General features: G+C 64.9%; 15 protein-coding genes. 9 read left to right on the plus strand and 6 right to left on the minus strand.

Translation table 11 applies throughout. From position 1 onward, the window contains the following. The first annotated feature begins 7 nt into the window (after nt 1-7). Complete coding sequence (locus tag CEY05_RS01465) at nt 8-796, plus strand: SDR family NAD(P)-dependent oxidoreductase (protein WP_088595623.1); 789 nt, start codon at nt 8-10, stop codon at nt 794-796. Nucleotides 797-822: 26 nt separating this feature from the next. On the opposite strand, the gene CEY05_RS01470 is transcribed toward CEY05_RS01465, so the two are convergent. Next, nucleotides 823-1,560 carry an IclR family transcriptional regulator gene (locus tag CEY05_RS01470; RefSeq protein ID WP_233161301.1) on the minus strand — a complete coding sequence of 246 codons (738 nt, stop codon included), beginning with the start codon at nt 1,558-1,560 and terminating at the stop codon, nt 823-825. Nucleotides 1,561-1,813: 253 nt separating this feature from the next. Between CEY05_RS01470 and CEY05_RS01475 the strand changes: the two genes are divergently transcribed. Both CEY05_RS01475 and CEY05_RS01480 read left to right on the plus strand, forming a co-directional pair. Beyond that, nucleotides 1,814-2,848: an amidohydrolase family protein gene (locus CEY05_RS01475; protein WP_088595625.1), complete on the plus strand. Its 1,035-nt coding sequence runs from the start codon at nt 1,814-1,816 to the stop codon at nt 2,846-2,848. A gap of 113 nt (nt 2,849-2,961) precedes the next feature. Next, on the plus strand, nt 2,962-3,639 hold the full coding sequence (locus tag CEY05_RS01480; protein WP_088595626.1) for an RraA family protein: 678 nt from the start codon (nt 2,962-2,964) through the stop codon (nt 3,637-3,639). A 57-nt stretch (nt 3,640-3,696) separates the two neighbouring features. Here the strand turns inward: CEY05_RS01480 and CEY05_RS01485 are convergent, their stop codons facing one another. After that, nucleotides 3,697-4,899: an MFS transporter gene (locus CEY05_RS01485; protein WP_088595627.1), complete on the minus strand. Its 1,203-nt coding sequence runs from the start codon at nt 4,897-4,899 to the stop codon at nt 3,697-3,699. Nucleotides 4,900-5,123: 224 nt separating this feature from the next. On the opposite strand from CEY05_RS01485, the gene CEY05_RS01490 reads away from it, so the two are divergent. Together CEY05_RS01490 and CEY05_RS01495 are read left to right on the plus strand one after the other, a co-directional pair. Continuing rightward, a complete protein-coding gene (locus CEY05_RS01490; protein WP_198952649.1) occupies nt 5,124-6,551 on the plus strand; it encodes a DUF1214 domain-containing protein in 1,428 nt (475 codons plus the stop codon). A 34-nt stretch (nt 6,552-6,585) separates the two neighbouring features. Then, complete coding sequence (locus CEY05_RS01495; RefSeq protein WP_088595629.1) at nt 6,586-8,034, plus strand: DUF1254 domain-containing protein; 1,449 nt, start codon at nt 6,586-6,588, stop codon at nt 8,032-8,034. A gap of 127 nt (nt 8,035-8,161) precedes the next feature. On the opposite strand, the gene CEY05_RS01500 is transcribed toward CEY05_RS01495, so the two are convergent. Next, nucleotides 8,162-8,812, minus strand: coding sequence for a GntR family transcriptional regulator (locus tag CEY05_RS01500; protein ID WP_088595630.1), 651 nt, complete (start codon nt 8,810-8,812; stop codon nt 8,162-8,164). A gap of 162 nt (nt 8,813-8,974) precedes the next feature. On the opposite strand from CEY05_RS01500, the gene CEY05_RS01505 reads away from it, so the two are divergent. Next, complete coding sequence (locus CEY05_RS01505; RefSeq protein ID WP_088595631.1) at nt 8,975-10,201, plus strand: MFS transporter; 1,227 nt, start codon at nt 8,975-8,977, stop codon at nt 10,199-10,201. A gap of 22 nt (nt 10,202-10,223) precedes the next feature. Here the strand turns inward: CEY05_RS01505 and CEY05_RS01510 are convergent, their stop codons facing one another. The 3 genes from CEY05_RS01510 to CEY05_RS01520 all read right to left on the minus strand — a co-directional run bounded on the left by CEY05_RS01510 (nt 10,224) and on the right by CEY05_RS01520 (nt 12,864). Further along, on the minus strand, nt 10,224-10,886 hold the full coding sequence (locus tag CEY05_RS01510) for a glutathione S-transferase family protein (protein ID WP_088595632.1): 663 nt from the start codon (nt 10,884-10,886) through the stop codon (nt 10,224-10,226). Nucleotides 10,887-11,083: 197 nt separating this feature from the next. Continuing rightward, nucleotides 11,084-12,070, minus strand: a complete 987-nt coding sequence (locus tag CEY05_RS01515; protein ID WP_088595633.1) for an alpha/beta fold hydrolase — start codon at nt 12,068-12,070, stop codon at nt 11,084-11,086. 107 nt (nt 12,071-12,177) lie between these two features. Continuing rightward, nucleotides 12,178-12,864, minus strand: coding sequence for a DUF3313 domain-containing protein (locus tag CEY05_RS01520; protein ID WP_088595634.1), 687 nt, complete (start codon nt 12,862-12,864; stop codon nt 12,178-12,180). 637 nt (nt 12,865-13,501) lie between these two features. Here CEY05_RS01520 and CEY05_RS01525 point away from each other — a divergent pair. From CEY05_RS01525 to CEY05_RS31595, 3 genes are all read left to right on the plus strand, one after another. Next, complete coding sequence (locus tag CEY05_RS01525; protein WP_088595635.1) at nt 13,502-14,488, plus strand: transporter; 987 nt, start codon at nt 13,502-13,504, stop codon at nt 14,486-14,488. A 222-nt stretch (nt 14,489-14,710) separates the two neighbouring features. Further along, complete coding sequence (locus CEY05_RS01530) at nt 14,711-15,796, plus strand: formylglycine-generating enzyme family protein (protein ID WP_088596177.1); 1,086 nt, start codon at nt 14,711-14,713, stop codon at nt 15,794-15,796. 8 nt (nt 15,797-15,804) lie between these two features. Next, entirely contained in the window at nt 15,805-16,911 is a 1,107-nt protein-coding gene (locus tag CEY05_RS31595) for a MoxR family ATPase (protein ID WP_233161303.1), read from the plus strand. Nucleotides 16,912-17,075 lie beyond the last annotated feature (164 nt).

Below are 17,075 nucleotides of genomic sequence, written 5' to 3' on the forward strand. Positions count from 1 at the left end.
GGCGAGCATGGATTTGCAATTACGAGGCGACCGCATCCTGGTGATTGGCGCGAGCGGTGGCATAGGTCTGGCGACCGCGCGCGCGCTGGCACTGGAAGGGGCTCGCGTGACCCTGGTCAGCCGCGATGCCGGGCGTGTCGAGTCGGCCGCGGCCGCCTTGGCCCGGGAAACCGGCGCGACGGTCGATGCCCACGTAGCCGACGTGACGGACGCCGCGGCGGTCGAAGCATTGAAAACGTGGTGGCAAGGGCAGGGACACCCGCTGGACGCGCTGGTCATCACCACGGGGGGCAGCCACCGCGCGCGCTTCGAGGAACTGGACGATGCAGCCTGGCTCGCCAATTACGAGTACAACATCCTGGGTGGCGTACGCCTGGTGCGAGCCTTCTTGCCCGCTTTGCGCCAAGCCGAAGCGCCTCGCGTGCTGCTATTTGGCGCCGCGGCGGCCAAAATGCCCTATCCCAACCAAGTTGCGTCCAACGTTCACAAGGCAGGCGTGCTGGCGCTGACCAAGACGCTGGCGGGCGAACTGGCGCCGGATATTCGCGTCAACGCGATCTGCCCGGGCCGTACCTTGACTTCCCTCTGGCTCAACCGGGCGCACGATCTCGCGCTCGCTGAAGGCAAGACCCAAGAGCAGGTCATTGCGCATTTCTCCGAGGAAATCCTGGCGGGCCGCTTTGCCGAGCCGCGCGAAATCGGTGACGTCGCCGCCTTTATCCTGTCACCGCGGGCGTCCTATATCGTGGGACAGTCCATCAACGTCGATGGCGGTATCGCGCGCGGATTGCTTTAGCCCCCCACATCCATCACTGCATATCTTCAAGCCGGCACGTGCGTGGCCGGCCCGGGCCATTCCGGCGCGGCCAGAGCGTGGTCACGGGTGGGAGCGCCCCGCATCGCCAAGGCGGAGGACGCCTTGCGGGCGGCCTGCATGACGGCTGGGGCGTAGGATTCGAGGTCAGCCAGCGACAACTGGTCCGCCGGGCCGGCAACGCACAAGGCGCCGATGACTTTCCAGGATCCGCCGAACACCGGCGCCGCGACGCTGGCCGCGCCCGGATGCATTTCCGCCAGCGTGCACCAGTAGCCCTGGCGCCGGATCTGTTCGAACACGGCGCCCGCCTGGCCTTCGAACGCCAGGATGACCTTGCCCGCTGAGCCTTTGGTCAAGGGCAATGGCTGGCCCACGCGCGAGCTGCTGGCGAAGTCGTCATGGCCCCGCACCCGGATCAGGCGCACCCGGCTGTTGCCATCGTGCGCGAAGAAAGAGCTGGTCTTGCCCGTCACGCGGGCCAGGTCGCGCAATATCGGCTCCAGCACATCGTGCAGGTCGAAGGCCACGTGATAACGCGCCGATAGCCATGCCGTGGCCGGGCCCAGGCGCCAGCAGGCATTTTCCAGTTGCACCAGATAGCCCGCCTGCGCCAGCGTATGCGCCAGGCGGAAGGTCGTGGTCTTGGGCAGGGCGGTACGGCGCGCCAGTTCGGCCAGGCTCAGCTGGCTATCCTCGATACCGAAGGCGTCCAGCAGTTGCAGGGCGCGGACGACGGCGGTCACGGCGTCGGGGGGCGCCTTGGGAGCGACCTCTGTGGCGGTCTGAGGGGCGACCTTGGCAACGGCTTCGGAGGCGGATTTGGAGGCGGATTTGGGTGCGGTTCTGGGTGTGCTGCGGGCGGACATGCGGGATGCGGATTCTGTCAGGGAAGTTGCGGTATCGTTCCACCAGTCGGAACGCTATTGTAGGCCGGTCGCGGAGTGCCTAGACTCGCTGCCGACAGCGTTCAAGCAAGAATCCCGCAGGAGCAGCATCATGATCATCGATTGTCACGGCCACTACACGACGGCGCCGCAGCGCCTGCGCGAGTTCCGCCAGAGCCAGATCGCCGCCGTGGTCGACAAGACCCAGCACAGCCCCGATCCCAATATCCGTTTCAGCGACGACGAGATCCGTGAAGGCCTGGAGAACAACCAGATTCGCATCCAGCGCGAACGGGGCGTCGACCTGACGCTGTTCTCGCCGCAGGCTGGCCAGATGGCCCACCACATCGGTGACAGCAAGGTCAGCGCCACGTGGACGCGCCTGTGCAACGACCTGATCCATAGAGCGGTGGAGCTGTACCCGAGCAATCTGGCGGGCGTCTGCCAGCTGCCCCAGTCGCCAGGCGTGAGTCCCGCGGAATGCATACCGGAACTGGTGCGTTGCGTGGAAGAGCTGGGTTTTGTCGGCTGCAACATCAATCCGGATCCCACCGATGGCTATTGGACCGATCCGCCGCTGACGCAGAAGCACTGGTATCCGCTGTTCGAGAAGATGGTCGAACTGGACGTGCCCGGCATGATCCACGTCAGCTGCTCCTGCAATCCCAATTTCCACTTCACCGGCGCGCACTACATCAACGGCGACACGACGGCCTTCATGCAGTTCCTGCAAGGCGACCTGTTCAAGGATTTCCCCACGCTGAAGATGATCATCCCGCATGGCGGCGGTGCCGTGCCTTACCACTGGGGCCGTTACCAGGGCCTGGCGCAGAACCTGCAGCGTCCGCCGGTGGAGGAACTGCTGAACAACGTGTTCTTCGATACCTGCGTCTACCACCAGCCGGGCATCGAGTTGCTGCTGGAAGTGATTCCGCCGGAGAACGTGCTGTTCGCGTCGGAGATCGTGGGCGCGGTCAAGGGCATCAACCCGCGCACCGGCTTCAACTACGACGACACCAAGCGCTACATCGACGCGGTCAGCTGGCTCTCCGAAGAGAACCGCCGCCTGATGTTCAGCGAGAATGCTTTCAAGGTCTACAGCCGCCTGCGTCCTGAACTGGAACGGCGCGGCGTTTTGTCCGCCTGAGACCGGCCGGGAGCCGGTTGCGCCGGCGTCCCTCGCGAAGAGGGCGCGTCGGGTGGGCCGGGTTCTGGCGGCAGGGCGTTTGCGCATAAGCACACTACAGGAAGGAGTACAGGATGAACGCAGGTTTTCAGGTTCTCAAACGCAAGCGTGCCGTCGATGCAGAAACGACGGCCAAGTTCGCCGCATTGCCGGTGGCCAATATCAGCGATGCCATGAATCGCGTTGTCGCCGGCGGTCCGCGCTTGCGCCCCTTGCACAAGGGCGGCGTGCTGGCAGGGCCCGCGCTGACCGTCAAGGTGCGCCCGGGTGACAACCTGATGATCCACATGGCGCTGAACATGGCGGTGGAAGGCGACGTCATCGTGGTCGATGCGGGCGGCGACCTGACCAATGCCCTGATCGGCGAACGCATGATCGCCTATTGCGTGGCGAAGAAGTTTGCCGGCATCATCATCAACGGTTCCGTGCGCGACCTGGCGTGGATCCGCGAGCACGACTTCCCCGTGTACGCGGCGGGTGTCACGCACCGCGGCCCCTACAAGGACGGCCCGGGCGAGATCAACGTGCCGGTGGCCTTCGATGGCCTGGTCATCGAGCCGGGCGACCTGGTGGTCGGCGATGACGATGGCCTGCTGTGCATTGCCTACGATGCGACCAAGGAAGTGCTGGTGAAGGCGCAGGCCAAGCACAAGCAGGAAACCGACACCTTCGCCGACATCGGCAAGGGCGACAACAATCGCGCGTACTACGAGAAGCAGTTGCGCGACAAGGGTTGCTACTTCGAAGAGTGATACGGCGGGGCGCCGCCGCGCCAGCGGTTGCGCCCGGGCTCGTACCCAGCGCCGCGCCTATGCGCGGCGTTTCAGCGCCTGGGCAAAGAAAGCGCCCAGCAGGGGTAGCAGCACGGCCGTGCCGCCGAACAGCCAGTGCGCATCCACGCGCTGCACCAGGGCGGCGACCGTCGCCACGCCGGCGGACTGGCCCAGGAACAGGCAGCAGGCGAACAGCGCTACCGCCGTGCCCCGGCGCGCCGGCGCCATTTGCGTGGCATTGGTCTGCAGCGTGCTGTGGATCAGGTAGTAGCCGAAGCCGCTCAGCAGGCTGCCCACCGCGCACCACGTCCATGCCGGACCCAGCGCATACAGCGCGCACGCAATCATCAGCACCAGGCCGCCCGCCGCCACCAGCCCTGTTTCGCCCAGGCTGTCGATGAGCTTGCGCGAAACCACCACATAGCCGATGCCGCCCACGGCGAACAGGCCGCCGATGGCGCCCGAGGCCGTCGGGCCCAGGCCGAAGCGCTGCTGTACATAGGTGGGCAGAAAGGCCAGCACGCCGAACACCAGCGCGCCTTCCAGGAATACGGTAAGCAGGACCGTGCGCGCCCAGGGGTAGGCCAGCACGTCGCGGATGGGGGCCAGGAATCCGGGCGCCAGTGCCTGCGGCGCGCCGGAGCCGGCGGGCGCCAGCCGTATCAGCAGCAGGCCGGCGGCCAGGTAGATGGCGGCCAGCATGGCGAAGGCGGCGCGCCAGCCTATGGTGTCGGCGAACACGCCTCCGATCAGCTGGCCCGCGGCCATGCCGATGATGGTGCCGGTGATGAAGCGTGCCAGGGTGGCCTGGCGCTGGGCGTAATCGACGTTGTCGCCGATCCAGGCCATGGCCAGCGGAATGATGCCCGCGCCGGCGGCGCCGGAGAGAAACCGCGCGACCAGCATGCCGTTCAGGCTGGGCGCCAGCGCCGCGCCCAGGCTGCCCACCGCGCAAAGAAATGCCGCTGCCGTCACCGTACGGTACTTGCCGTAGCGGTCACCCAGCGGACCGAACAGGAACTGGAACACCCCATAGGCCACGGCGAATATCGTCACCACCCCAGCCGCCTCGCCCGTACTGGTGCCATACTCCAGCGACAACTGCGGCAACAGGGGATCGCAAATCCGGAACGCGCACGCGCTGGCAAAGGCGGCAATCGCCAGGACCAGGATGATGCGGTGCGGGACAGGAGCGGAAGTGGCGGATTCGTTTGCGGAAGGAGAAGGTGCGGCGCTCATGGCGGGCAATCATAGCTTGCGTTGCCCTGAACAAAAAGTCCGGCCCGCGTAGGTGAGGCATTGGATTGGACCGGGAGCCGATGAAATATCGTCGCGCGCTACCGATCAATAATTAACAATTCAATACATAAATCGCACAAAATAACTCTCAATATTTCGATATTGGGTAGAGTTGCTCATCTTCTGAATGTGCTTTGCCAAGTGCTTTTCGGTCTGACTGCTGGTTGGCGTCTGTTCCCCATTCGAGAGCAGGCAATTCGTTAATTCGAGCTTGCGGCGGTGACTTTGGGTATGCGACGAGCCGCCAGTTCCATCGGGAGCATCATCCTATGCATGTGAACCGACGAGCGGTGCTTGGCCTCATGGCGGCCGCCGCGCTTCCTGGCCGCTGGGCCCTTGCCTCGAGCGCCAGGACGGATGATGGCGTCATCGAGCAGGCTTATCTCTATTTGCTCGGCCGGATGCTGGTCTTGCGGCAAGAGCATATCGACCGCGCCAAGCCTTCGTTTGCCTATAACCAGATCAACTACAACCCGCTGGGCTCGGCGGATTTCGTCAATCCCAACTTCGACGTGGCATACCTTGAAGCCTGGATCGCGGTGGATGATCGAACGCCCGTCCTGCTGACCGTGCCACGGATCACCGGACGCTACTACACGGCCCAGATCCTGGACGAATGGGGCGAGGTCATCGCCAACATCAACGAACGCACGTTCGCGTCCCAGCCTTCTGGAAGCTATGCACTCGTCGCGCCCGGCTGGCGCGACGACTTGCCCGCTGGTGTCGCGCGGATAGAACTGCATTCCCGCAAGGCCAAACTGCTTGGCCGTGTGGAGCTGAAGGACGACCCGGACGGGGCAATCAAGCTGCAGCAGGCGTTTGCGCTTGGCGCGCTGGGCAGGCCGGTGGTTTTTCCCGCTCCTGTCGTGCCTTCCTTCAACAACCAGGACCTGCTGGGCGCGGAGATATTCGACGACGTCGACGCGCGCATCGACAGCGCGTTCGATGTATCGCCCGTCGCCGCGCAAATGCAGCAGCAAGTGCGCGCGGTAGCCGAGTATGTCGCGTCGTCTGCCCAGGCCCGAGCCGCCGTGGATAAGCTGTTGCGTGAACAGGTCGTGCCCCGGTTCATCGAATACGCTTTCACCAAGAGCGCGCCTTATCGCAATCACTGGGTGGGCGGGGGCGCCACCGGGAACTACGGCAGCGACTATTTGCTGAGGACCGTCGTCAATTACGCCGGCATCTGGGCCAATACCAGCGGCGAGGCGGTCTATTTCGGGGCGACGCGCGACGCCAACGAGGCCCCGCTCAATGGCTCGAACAGCTATGTCATGCATTTCCCCGCCGACCAGCTACCGCAATCCGCGGTCGATGCCTATTGGTCGGTCATTCTCGTGAGCGTGCCTGATTACCGAGTCGTGCCCAACGATCTGAAGCGCTACAACTTCAACAACCATTCGAATCTCAAGCTCGAAGCGGATGGTTCCATGAAAATCGTGATCGGCCCGAAGGCAGTGGCTGGCGTCGCTGAATCGAACTGGCTGCCCGCCCCGCCGGGCAAGCCGTTTTCGCTGACGTTCCGCATGTACGTTCCCAAGGATGCGGTCAAGACCGGGGCCTGGGCGCCGCCTGCCGTGACGCCGCTGTAATCCCACCGTAACGCTCCCATCGTCGAGGTCTTTCATGAAAGTCCGCTACGTATTGCTTGCGCTGGCATGCATTGCCCAGGCTCATGCTCAGGCCCCGGCACCGGCCGCATACCGTTTCGATCACGGCTATCCCACGCCCGCCACTTCGAAGCAGGTGCGCGCCGACCAGGACCTGCAGCGCGCGCTCGTTGCCTACCGCTACTGGTATCCCACGGTGTCGGTGGAAGGGATATTCAACGGCAACCGGGTCGTGGGTATCCAGGATGGACAGCAGTGGGGGATTGCTGCCACAGGTCCGCGCCAGGTCGGTTTCACCTTGAATTCGGACACGCCGTATGGGTCTGCCGCGCTCGACCTTGCCCAAGGGCCGGTGGTCATCGAGTTGCCGCCCGGGCCCTACATCGGCCTGGTCAACGATCACAACCAGGGATGGGTGCAGGATCTGGGCCTGCCGGGGCCCGATGCCGGCAAGGGCGGCAAGCATCTGGTGCTGCCACCCGGCTATGCCGGGTCGGTGCCGCCGGGGTACTACGTCGGCCGCTCTCCGTCCAACAAGAACCTGCTGGCGATCCGCTCGTTGCCCGTCGGCGGGGACGTTCCCAAGGCGCTGGAAGCGTTGCGTGCCGTGAAGATATACACCTTGGGCCCGGATGGCCAGCCCGGTGCCGCGCTGGTCCCCGTCGACACCTCGGCGATGAAGCTGGACAGTTCGTCATTGAAATGGGAGGACAACTTCCAGTTCTGGGAAGTGCTCGACCGTGTGATCCAGCAGGAGCCGCTGGATCCCCGGGCACGCGCCATGTACGGGCTGCTGGCCGAACTGGGTATCGAGAAAGGCAAGCCTTTCAAGCCGGACATGAGGCTGCGCGAAACGCTTACCCGGGCCGCTCGCCTGGGCCGCGACCAGATGCTGGTGGCGGCATTCGACAGCGACCGGCCGGATCGGCGCGCATGGCCCGACCGCCAATGGGAATGGGCAGGCCTGGTGCCCGGCAGCGCGCAGTTCGAGACGCCGGCGGGTGTGGACCTGGATGCGCGCGACCGCTGGTTTGCGCAGGCGATCGTCACTTCGCCTGCGATGTTCCGCCGCGACCCGGGGGCGGGCTCGCTGTATTGGTTAGGCGCGCGCGACGCCAAAGGCGCCTATCTGGACGGCGGCAGGCAATACACATTGAGCGTGCCGCAGCCGGTGCCGGGCAAGTTGTTCTGGTCGGTCACGGTCTATGACAGCAAGACCCGCTCGCAGGTGCAGACCAGGCAGGACAAGGCCGCGTTGCGATCGCTGTTCGAGCTGAAGGACGTGGATACCTCGCAACCCTTGACGCTCTATTTCGGCCCCAAACCGCCCACGGGACAGGAGAATCGCTGGATCCAGACCAACCCGGGCCAGGGTTGGTTCGCGTACATCCGCATCTACGGCCCGGAAGCAGCCGCCTTCGACAAGAGCTGGAAACCGGGTGACTTCGTATTGCAGCCACGCTGAAAGCGGCGACGTCTCTTTTCTTGCAGCGCTCCTTTTTCCAAGGCAGAACGATCTCTTTTAGCGGACGTCCTTATCTTGAAAACAGGAAGAATTCCCGCGCGGGCATGACGTCTTGCAGGGGCGCGGTCTAGGCCACCATCACCCCGCGTGCGCGCAAGCTGCGGCGGCCGGCGCGCAGGACTTCCAGCAGGCGGTCGCGGCTTTCGCGCACGTGGGCCTGGACCAGGGCGACGGCCCGTTCGGCGTCGCCGCCGCGCAAGGCGGACAGCACCGCCCGGTGCTCGGCCCAGCCATGGCCGATGGGATCGCTTTCCAGCCAACGCGTGCGCGCCAGCCGGTTCATGGCATCGGCGACGCCGCGGCTGATGAATTCATTGCCGGACAATTGCGCCAGGCGCACATGGAATTCCAGGCCGATGCGATGGGTTTCCTCGGCGCTGGCCGCTTCGCCACAGTCATCGAGCAGGGCTTCGATATCGTCCAGGCCGGCATGATCCAGGTCGGCCACGGTCAGCCGCATGGCAGCCACTTCCAGCACTTCCCGATAGACGAACAACTGTTCGATCTCGGCGATGTTGATGGGCGTGACCATCCAGCCGCGCCCCTCGCGACAGACCAGGCCTTCCGATTCCAGGCGTAGCAGGGCGGCCCGCACGGGCGTACGCGAGGCGCCCAATTGCGCTTCGGCCCACCGCTCGGTCAGGCGCTCACCAGGACCCAGTTGCATATCCAGGATCATCGCGCGCAGCTGTTTTTCTACTTCCAGGGATTGGGACATGGATGCTCCTGCCAAGGCCGAAGCCAGGGAGATAGGTAACGACAACGATTGACAAGCCGCCAGTGGGTGTTTAATGTATCCCAGCTTGGTATCCCAAGCAAATCGCCAACGATATTCAAGTCCTCCCCCCGGGATTTCATCCGCATCCGACCCCTGCATCTCATGGCTTCCGACCCCAATCCACACTGGCATCGTAATCTTCTCGTCTGCCTGTTCGGCTCGTTCTCAACGCTGGTAGGCATGACGCTGATGCTGCCTTTCCTGCCCCTGTACGTGGAAGAACTAGGTGTGAAGGACCATGCGGCCATCGTGCAGTGGTCGGGAATCGCCTACGGCGCCACCTTCCTGACGGCGGGCTTCGTCGCGCCGCTGTGGGGACATCTGGGTGACCGTTACGGCCGCAAGCCCATGCTGATCCGCGCCAGCCTGGGCATGGCCATCTGCATTTCCCTGATCGGCTTCTCCACCAACGTCTGGCAATTGGTCGCCTTGCGCCTGTTGACGGGCATCGCCGGCGGCTATTCCTCCGGCGCCACCATCCTGGTGGCGGTGCAGACGCCGAAGAACCGTTCTGCCTGGGCCTTGGGCGTGCTGTCCTCCGGCATCATGGCCGGCAACCTGATCGGGCCGCTGATCGGTGGTTCGTTGCCGCCGTTGATCGGTATCCGCGCCACGTTCTGGCTGTCCGGCGCGCTGATCTTCATCGCTTTCCTGGCGACCACCTTCCTGGTCAAGGAAGGTAGTCGCCAGGCGGTTGCCGCCAAGGACCGTCCCAAGGGCGGCTGGGCCCATATCCCCCGCCGCGACGTGGTGCTGACCATGCTGTTCACGGGCATGCTGCTGATGTTCGCCAACATGTCCATCGAACCGATCATCACGGTGTACGTGAATACGCTGGTGGACGATCCCTCGCGGGTCACGTTCGTGGCGGGCCTGGCGATGTCGGCGGCTGCCCTGGGCAGCATCCTGTCGGCGTCGCGGCTGGGCCGCCTGGCCGACCGTATCGGCCATGCCTACGTCATCGTGCTGGCCCTGGGCGTGGCGGCCTTGCTGCTGATTCCACAAGCCTTCGTGACCGCCGCCTGGCAACTGGTGCTGTTGCGCTTCCTCATGGGCCTGGCCTTGGGCGGCCTGCTGCCTTGCATCGCCGCAGTGGTGCGGCACAACGTGCCGGACCATTTTGTCGGCAGCATCATGGGCTGGTCGGTGTCCTCGCAATATGTGGGGCAGGTGGCCGGCCCCTTGATGGGCGGGTACGTCGGCGGCCATTACGGCATGCCGGCCGTATTCCTCGGCACCAGCGTGTTGCTGATGCTGGGCGCGCTGGGTTCCTGGCGGGTCGCCGGCGCCACCGTCCGCAAGGCCGGCAAGACCGCGGCCGCGGAGTAAGCGCGGCGGCGGCTGACTCCTTTTAGTCGTCGGCGGGCCTGGGCAGGGGAAAGAAATCGCGGTAGGGCCGCGCGTCTCCCACGCAGCGGGCATAGGACGGCCATTCGAGCAGGCGCTTGCGGTAGGCCTGGATATTCGGATGACGGTCGTCTATGGGATGGACCCAGTGCGAATAGAACAGGAAGGGCGCGGCGGCGCAGTCGGCCAGGGTGCGGGTAGCGCCGGCTGCCCATTCGCGCCCCGCCATGTGCTGCTCCAGCCAGCCGTAGGCCCGGTCCAGCATGTCGTGCGCCTCGTCCACGCCATAGGCATCGCGCAGCGCGGGATCGGGGCGCAGGGCATCGAATACGATCTTCTGCACGGGCGTGGAAATGTAGTTGTCGAAGAATCGGTCCAGCCAGCGCACTTCCAGCGCGGCACGCGCGTCGGCGGGGATCAGCTGGACCGGGCCGGGGTGATAGGTCTGCAGATGTTCGACGATGCAGGTCGCTTCCATGACCTGCTGGTCACCGTCGACCAGCAGGGGAAAACGCTTCATGGGCCACAGCGACGCCAGTTCTTCATAGCAGGGCGAGCCGGGGCCCGCGACTTCGCAGGCCTCGAAGCCGATGCCGTTCTCGTAGAGCGCCAGCAGCGCCTTGTGGCAGTAGGAAGAAAACGGGTGGTAGAAGAGTCGCAAGGCCATAGCGGTTTCCTTTGAGGGGGAGGGGCGACAGATGCCTGGGTCTTGTACTCACGACGAATGAGCGCCCTGGTTTTCGACATCAGGGCGAACGTCAGGCGAAGGGGGCGTTTGAGGCAGGGCCGCGGCAAGCGAACAGCAAGCAGCCGGCGAGCCCTGGCGCTGCGGGCTCGCGTGGGCCGACTGCGTAGGCGGTAGGCTCAGGCCGCCGCGCGGCTCACCCCGTACCGATCATCGGGCCGGGGCACGTCGGTCGTTCCCGGCAACGCGTTGTCGGCGATCAGGCGTGTCAGCAGCGGCCACAGCTGGCGTGGCAAGTCATGTCCCATGCCGGCGATCAGGTGAAACGCCGCGCCCGGTATGGCGCGCGCCACCGCGCGGCCCGCCGCCGGCGGCAGCATGCGGTCCTTGGCGCCATGGATGACACAGGTGCGTGCCTGGATGCGTTGCGCATAGCGGCGCAGGTCGCCCGTGCCCAGTAGCGCCATCAGCTGGCGCCGCGCGCCGCCGCCGTCGATGCCGCGTTCTCCCAGGCGATCGATCAGCGCATCCATCTCCGCCTCGTCGACCGGGTAGGCCGCCGAGCCCAGGGCCTGGAACAGCGCTTTGACATGGGCCTTCTGTCCGTGCAGGCCGGTTTCCGGCCGTGGCTTGCGCAGCAGCCGCCACAACAGGCTGGGCGCGGTGGGCGGCAGCAGGGGCTGGCAGGTGCTTGAAAAGATGATGCCCAACGACGCCACGCGCGCAGGGTAGCGTGCAGCGAAAACCTGGGCGATCATGCCCCCCATGGAGCCGCCCACGACGTGCGCCTGCGTCAGGCCCAGGCCATCGAGCAGGGCGGCGGCGTCGTCCGCCATGTCCTCCAGGGTATAGGGCACCTTGCTTTGCATGCCGAGTTGCGCCCGGGCGATCAGCCACCACAAGTTGGGCGTAGGGGTCAGGCTGCGTACGCGTCCCGACAGGCCGATATCCCGATTGTCGTAGCGGATGACCCGGAAGCCGGCCTCGACCAGCCGCCTGCAGAAACCATCGGGCCACAACAGCATCTGTGCGCCCAATCCCATGATCAGAAGCAAGGGTGGGGCATGCGGATCGCCCCAGTCTTCGTAAGCCAGCCGCACGTGCGGCGCATCGATCTGGCCGCGCCGGATCGGTGTGCCCACGGCGTCGAAGTGGTGTGCATTCATGTCGGCATGATCCTCGCGATAGGCACGACGAAGCGGCCGCCGCGGCGCACGGAACGCCACCGCGCGCGACCGGTTGTCGAGTTTACGCGTCCGACACCGCCCCGTCGTTACAAGGGCTTGACATAGCGCCCGACCTGGGCGGCCGCGCCATCGGCCCAGTTGTCGATCAGCGCCTTGAGGTTGTCCGGCTGCACCGTTCCCTGGCCCTGCGCCGAGCTGCGGATTGTTTCGCCGGTGCCGCCACGGACGGAGGCGAACAGCAACTGGCCGGTCTGGCTGTCCAGGACCTGGGTCTCGATAGCCAGCGACGCGTTCTGCGGCCGGCCGCCCTCGATGGCCGCCTTCGCGCCCGTGATGATCAAGCCAATGGGGATGTATTGGTAAGGCGCCAGGGCTTCCGTTTCGGCGCCGACGGCCGTGATGGCCAGGCGCACGTGCGCGACGCCGGGGCCCGAGTGATTGACCAGGCGCACCTTGTTGGCCAGGCGGCTGCGGACGGCTTCATCCATGTATTGGCGAATCTGGTTCATGGCGGCCATCGAGACGTTTTCGGTGGGCTTGGGCTCTGGATAGAACACCACCGGATCGAGCCAGAGCGCGCTGTATTTATCAGGCGCGAAGGCCGGATTGATGTAAGCCAGTCGCGTGCCTCCCCCCGGCGCATCCTGTTTTTCCAGGCGTGAATAATCGCCCAGGAAACCGGACTCGCGCGGTGGCGGCGAGGATGCGCAGCCCGCGACGATAAGGACGGTGGCAATGCTCAGGAGAGACTTACGCAGGAAGCGGGATTTCATGGCGGCACCTGATTTGTATGACTAGGGAAAACGCTGGAACGGCTTCGGCAAACGGGTCGATGCAAGTGGCGGAAGAATAGCCGGAACTGTCGTGATGGTGCACCCAAAACTGCGGTCAACAGATGCTGATGGTCCTGGATTTCAATCAGGGGTTGAAGGGAATTGTCTTAATCCTGTTGTGTTTTGCTAAGCATTGTGCGAATAATGCCACATACTAAAGCAATAAATCGCAATAAGGATGTTCGAAGAAGTGGCGCGGTAGGGCGGACGCCACCGAGTACGGTCCAGAGCAAATGTCTCACGTGTATTCATACGCTGTCCTACGTGTAGCCCATACGCTGTGCAGAGTGAGGTCATAGTGAACGGTATCCGCCAGATCCCCGCGCGTATCCTGTCGGCGATTTCCGCGATCGCCAGCAGCGTCTTCAGGAGGAGGCGACGCCTCGTGTTCACCCGATATGGGTGTTTCCCTGGACGCCCATCCTTGTTATTTCGCACCGTGGTATCCCCCAACACAGTGTCATCCAGGCGTGTCCCTCCGTATTACCGCTGATTCTCTTCGCCCGCTACGCGAGGTTCGTTGAACCTGGGTACCCGGGCGGCTGAGGTTCTTCCCATTCATGATCGGGACGAGGCAATGCAGAGACGCGAGCAATTTTTTAATACGGTGCTGCCGTTCATCGCCAGGACGGCGGCGTGCGTGAGCGCCTTGGCCTGCGCATCGTCAGCATGGGCGACGGAAGGCGCCTTGGGCCGGCAGGTAACGGGCACCAACGTACAGGCCAATATCGGCATCGTGGCGCCGGAACCGGTGACCATCGTGCAACTGTCCGAACTCTACCTGGACGGCAGCCTGCATGGCGGGCGCGAGGTGCCCGTGGGCCGCAACGTCTCGGTGGGACTGGACGCCCAGGTGGCCTTCACCCTGGCAACGTTGCTCAAGACCTGGGATACCGGCACGGGCCGCTGGAACTTCGCTTCCGGCCTGACCGTGCCCTATGTCTGGACCAAGGTCAACGCTGGCCTGACCGGCCCGCGCGGTAATACGGTGAATACGACGGATCGCGCGTCCGATCTGTTCGACCTTTATTTCACGCCCATCGTTGCCGGGTATCACTTCTCCGAGACCGAGCATGTGGCGCTCAGTTTCAACGTCTGGGCGCCAACGGGCAGGTACAACGCCAACAACCTGGCCAATCCCAGCCTGAATAACTGGACCTTCGTACCGCAGGTCGCCTACACGCGCATCTTTCCGGAATCGCATTGGCAGCTCGATGCGGTCTCCAGCTTCCAGTTCTACACGCCCAATCGGGACACCGATTATCACAACGCGCCGTTGTTCGGCACGGACGTGATGGCGCGGCGCATGTTCGGCAACGGCCTGGGCGTGGGGATGGTAGCAGGCACCATCCTGCAGCTGGGTAATGACCGCGGTGATACCGCCGACCGGCTCAATGGCTTCAAGGGCCACGACCTGGCGCTTGGCCCCATCGTCACGTATGACCGCAAACTGTCGCCCGAGCGGTCCCTGTCCATGTCCTTGCGCTGGGTGCCGACGGTGGCTAGCACCAATCGCCTGGACAGCGGCAGCACGGTAATGGCCAGCGTCGCGTTGGTGTTCTGAGCATTTTCGTCTGGTAGCGCGGTCGCGCTGACCGCGCCGATCGTGGGGAAAGTCATCATGAGAAAACCCGTCATGAGTAAACCTGTCACGAGCAAATCTGTCGCAAGCAAACCCGTCGATGGTAAAGCCGCCGCCGGTAAGCGCCTGCGAGCGCGGGCCTGGCTGTTGCTGGGCGTGGTGGTCGGCCTGGGCGTCAGCGCGGGCGTGGCGGCATCACTGGACATGTTGCCCGGTCAGGCTGGCAAGGCAGGCAAGGCGGTGGCGGCGGTTGTGCCAGTGCTTGGCGACGGCAAGAAGGGTCCCCAGGGCATGGCCTGGATTCCAGGTGGCGAATTCCTGATGGGTAGCGACGTACGCATGTCGCAGCCGAACGAGCGGCCCGCGCACAAGGTGCGCCTGAGCGGCTTCTGGATGGATCCCCATGACGTCACCAATCGGGAATTCGCGCGCTTCATCGAAGCCACGGGCTACGTCACGACGGCGGAGCGCAAGCCGCGCTGGGAAGACCTGCAGGCACAGCTGCCGCCCGGCACGCCACGTCCGGACGATGCCAAGCTGGTGGCGGGCGCCATGGTGTTCGTCGGCACCGCGTCCGAGGTGTCCTTGCGCGACTTCTCGCAGTGGTGGCGCTACGTACCCGGTGCGGATTGGCGTCACCCGCAGGGGCCGCACAGCAACATCATCGGCAAGGAAGACCATCCCGTCGTGCAAGTGTCCTACGAGGATGCGCAGGCCTATGCCAAGTGGGCGGGCAAGCGCTTGCCTACCGAGGCGGAGTGGGAGTTCGCCGCGCGGGGCGGCCTGGAGCAGGCCACGTATGTGTGGGGCAATGAACTGGCGCCCAACGGACGGCCCATGGCGAATATCTGGGATACGCGCGAGACCCAGCCTTTCCCCGTCGTCACCGACGAGAAGATTCCGGTAGGGACCACACCGGTGGGCATGTATGCGGCCAACGCTTATGGGCTGTACGACATGGCGGGCAATGTGTGGCAGTGGACGGCGGACTGGTACCGCGCGGATGCTTTCCGCATCGAGGCGCAATACCGTCAACCGCCTCTGGATCCGGCGGGGCCGGCGCAAAGCTTCGATCCGGACGAACCTGGCGTGCCGGCGCAGGCGCCCAAGCGGGTGACGCGGGGCGGCTCCTTTCTTTGCAGCGAGACCTACTGCATCAGCTATCGGACCAGTGCGCGGCGCGGCACGGATCCCATGAACAGCATGTCGCATCTGGGATTCCGCACGGTGATGACGCCGGCGCAATGGCAGGTGGCGCAGGCACAAAAGCGTAGCGTCGCCGTTCGTTGAGCAAAAACATGGCAAATCGTGCAGGCATTCTGGCGCTGGAGCAGGCGGTCGGCGAGGCCGTGCTGGGCCAGGGGGCAGTGATACGGCTGGTGCTGGTGGCCTTGCTGGCGGACGGCCATGTGCTGTTGGAAAGCCTGCCCGGCCTGGCCAAGACTCGCACGGTGAAGGCGCTGGCCGCGCATCTGGCGGCCGACATGAGCCGCATCCAATTCACGCCTGACTTGCTGCCCTCGGATATCACCGGCGCGGATGTGTTGCAGCAGGACGCCGAGGGACGGCATCAGGTGCGCTTCCAGGCCGGGCCGCTATTCGGCAACCTGGTGCTGGCCGATGAAATCAATCGGGCGCCGGCCAAGGTGCAGTCGGCGTTGCTGGAGGCCATGGAAGAGCGGCAGATCACGGTAGGTGGCGTGACGCGGCGCATGCCGCCGCTGTTCATGGTCCTGGCGACGCAGAATCCGATCGAGCAGGAAGGCACGTATCCCTTGCCGGAAGCGCAGATGGATCGTTTCCTGATGAAAATCAGCCTGGACTATCCGGGCCCGGAGGATGAGGTGGCGATGCTGGCGTTGCTGCGAGGGGCAGGGCGGGACGCGGCGGCGGGCAGCTCGCGTATTGCAGGCAACGGCGAAGCCGGCGCTGAAGGCAACGCCGCCGCCGATGCCAATGCCGCCGGCAGTGTCATTGCTGCTGCCAATGGCAATGGCAATGGAAATGGCAATGCCGTCGGCAATGGCAAGGCCGATGCCACGGTTCGCATGACGCAGGAGGATCTTTTTGCCTGCCGTGCCGCGGCGGCGGCGGTCTTTGTCGCGCCCGCGGTGGATCGTTATGTCGTGGATCTCGTCAATGCCACACGGCATCCCGCGGACGCCGACCTGGCGCGTTGGATACAGATAGGCGCCAGCCCACGGGGCGCGATCGCGCTGGATCGCGCGGCGCGTGCCCATGCCTGGCTGTCCGGCGCGGAATTCAGTTCGCCTGACGACGTGCGCGCCGTGGCCCATGCCGTGTTGAGGCACCGCCTGCACCTGTCGTACGACGCCGTGGCCGAAGACGTGACGGCCGGGCAGGTTATCGATCGCCTGCTGGATGTGGTCGCCGTGCCTGCGTAGGAGAAAAATGTGTCGCCACCCGCCAAACCGCCACCGGCCCAGCATCCGCCCGCGAAGCCGCGGCCGGCCAAAGCGCGGCCCGTCGCCGACGCTGCATCGCGCGCCGATCCACGCGTGCGCCCGCAGCCGGAATCGGGCGGGAAGGCCCATCCTGTCTATCCCTC

This window comes from Achromobacter sp. HZ34 (assembly GCF_002209485.1).
GTDB lineage: Bacteria > Pseudomonadota > Gammaproteobacteria > Burkholderiales > Burkholderiaceae_B > Bordetella_C.

Excerpts from the sequence above, each read along its gene's own strand:
- CEY05_RS01480 (WP_088595626.1), top strand. The coding sequence starts at position 2,962 with ATGAACGCAGGTTTTCAGGTTCTCAAACGCAAGCGTGCCGTCGATGCA.
- CEY05_RS01465 (WP_088595623.1), top strand. The coding sequence starts at position 8 with ATGGATTTGCAATTACGAGGCGACCGCATCCTGGTGATTGGCGCGAGC.
- CEY05_RS01475 (WP_088595625.1), top strand. The coding sequence starts at position 1,814 with ATGATCATCGATTGTCACGGCCACTACACGACGGCGCCGCAGCGCCTG.
- CEY05_RS01525 (WP_088595635.1), top strand. The coding sequence starts at position 13,502 with ATGCAGAGACGCGAGCAATTTTTTAATACGGTGCTGCCGTTCATCGCC.
- CEY05_RS01510 (WP_088595632.1), bottom strand. The coding sequence starts at position 10,886 with ATGGCCTTGCGACTCTTCTACCACCCGTTTTCTTCCTACTGCCACAAG.
- CEY05_RS01495 (WP_088595629.1), top strand. The coding sequence starts at position 6,586 with ATGAAAGTCCGCTACGTATTGCTTGCGCTGGCATGCATTGCCCAGGCT.
- CEY05_RS01500 (WP_088595630.1), bottom strand. The coding sequence starts at position 8,812 with ATGTCCCAATCCCTGGAAGTAGAAAAACAGCTGCGCGCGATGATCCTG.
- CEY05_RS01515 (WP_088595633.1), bottom strand. The coding sequence starts at position 12,070 with ATGAATGCACACCACTTCGACGCCGTGGGCACACCGATCCGGCGCGGC.
- CEY05_RS31595 (WP_233161303.1), top strand. The coding sequence starts at position 15,805 with ATGGCAAATCGTGCAGGCATTCTGGCGCTGGAGCAGGCGGTCGGCGAG.
- CEY05_RS01505 (WP_088595631.1), top strand. The coding sequence starts at position 8,975 with ATGGCTTCCGACCCCAATCCACACTGGCATCGTAATCTTCTCGTCTGC.
- CEY05_RS01530 (WP_088596177.1), top strand. The coding sequence starts at position 14,711 with ATGTTGCCCGGTCAGGCTGGCAAGGCAGGCAAGGCGGTGGCGGCGGTT.
- CEY05_RS01520 (WP_088595634.1), bottom strand. The coding sequence starts at position 12,864 with ATGAAATCCCGCTTCCTGCGTAAGTCTCTCCTGAGCATTGCCACCGTC.
- CEY05_RS01485 (WP_088595627.1), bottom strand. The coding sequence starts at position 4,899 with ATGAGCGCCGCACCTTCTCCTTCCGCAAACGAATCCGCCACTTCCGCT.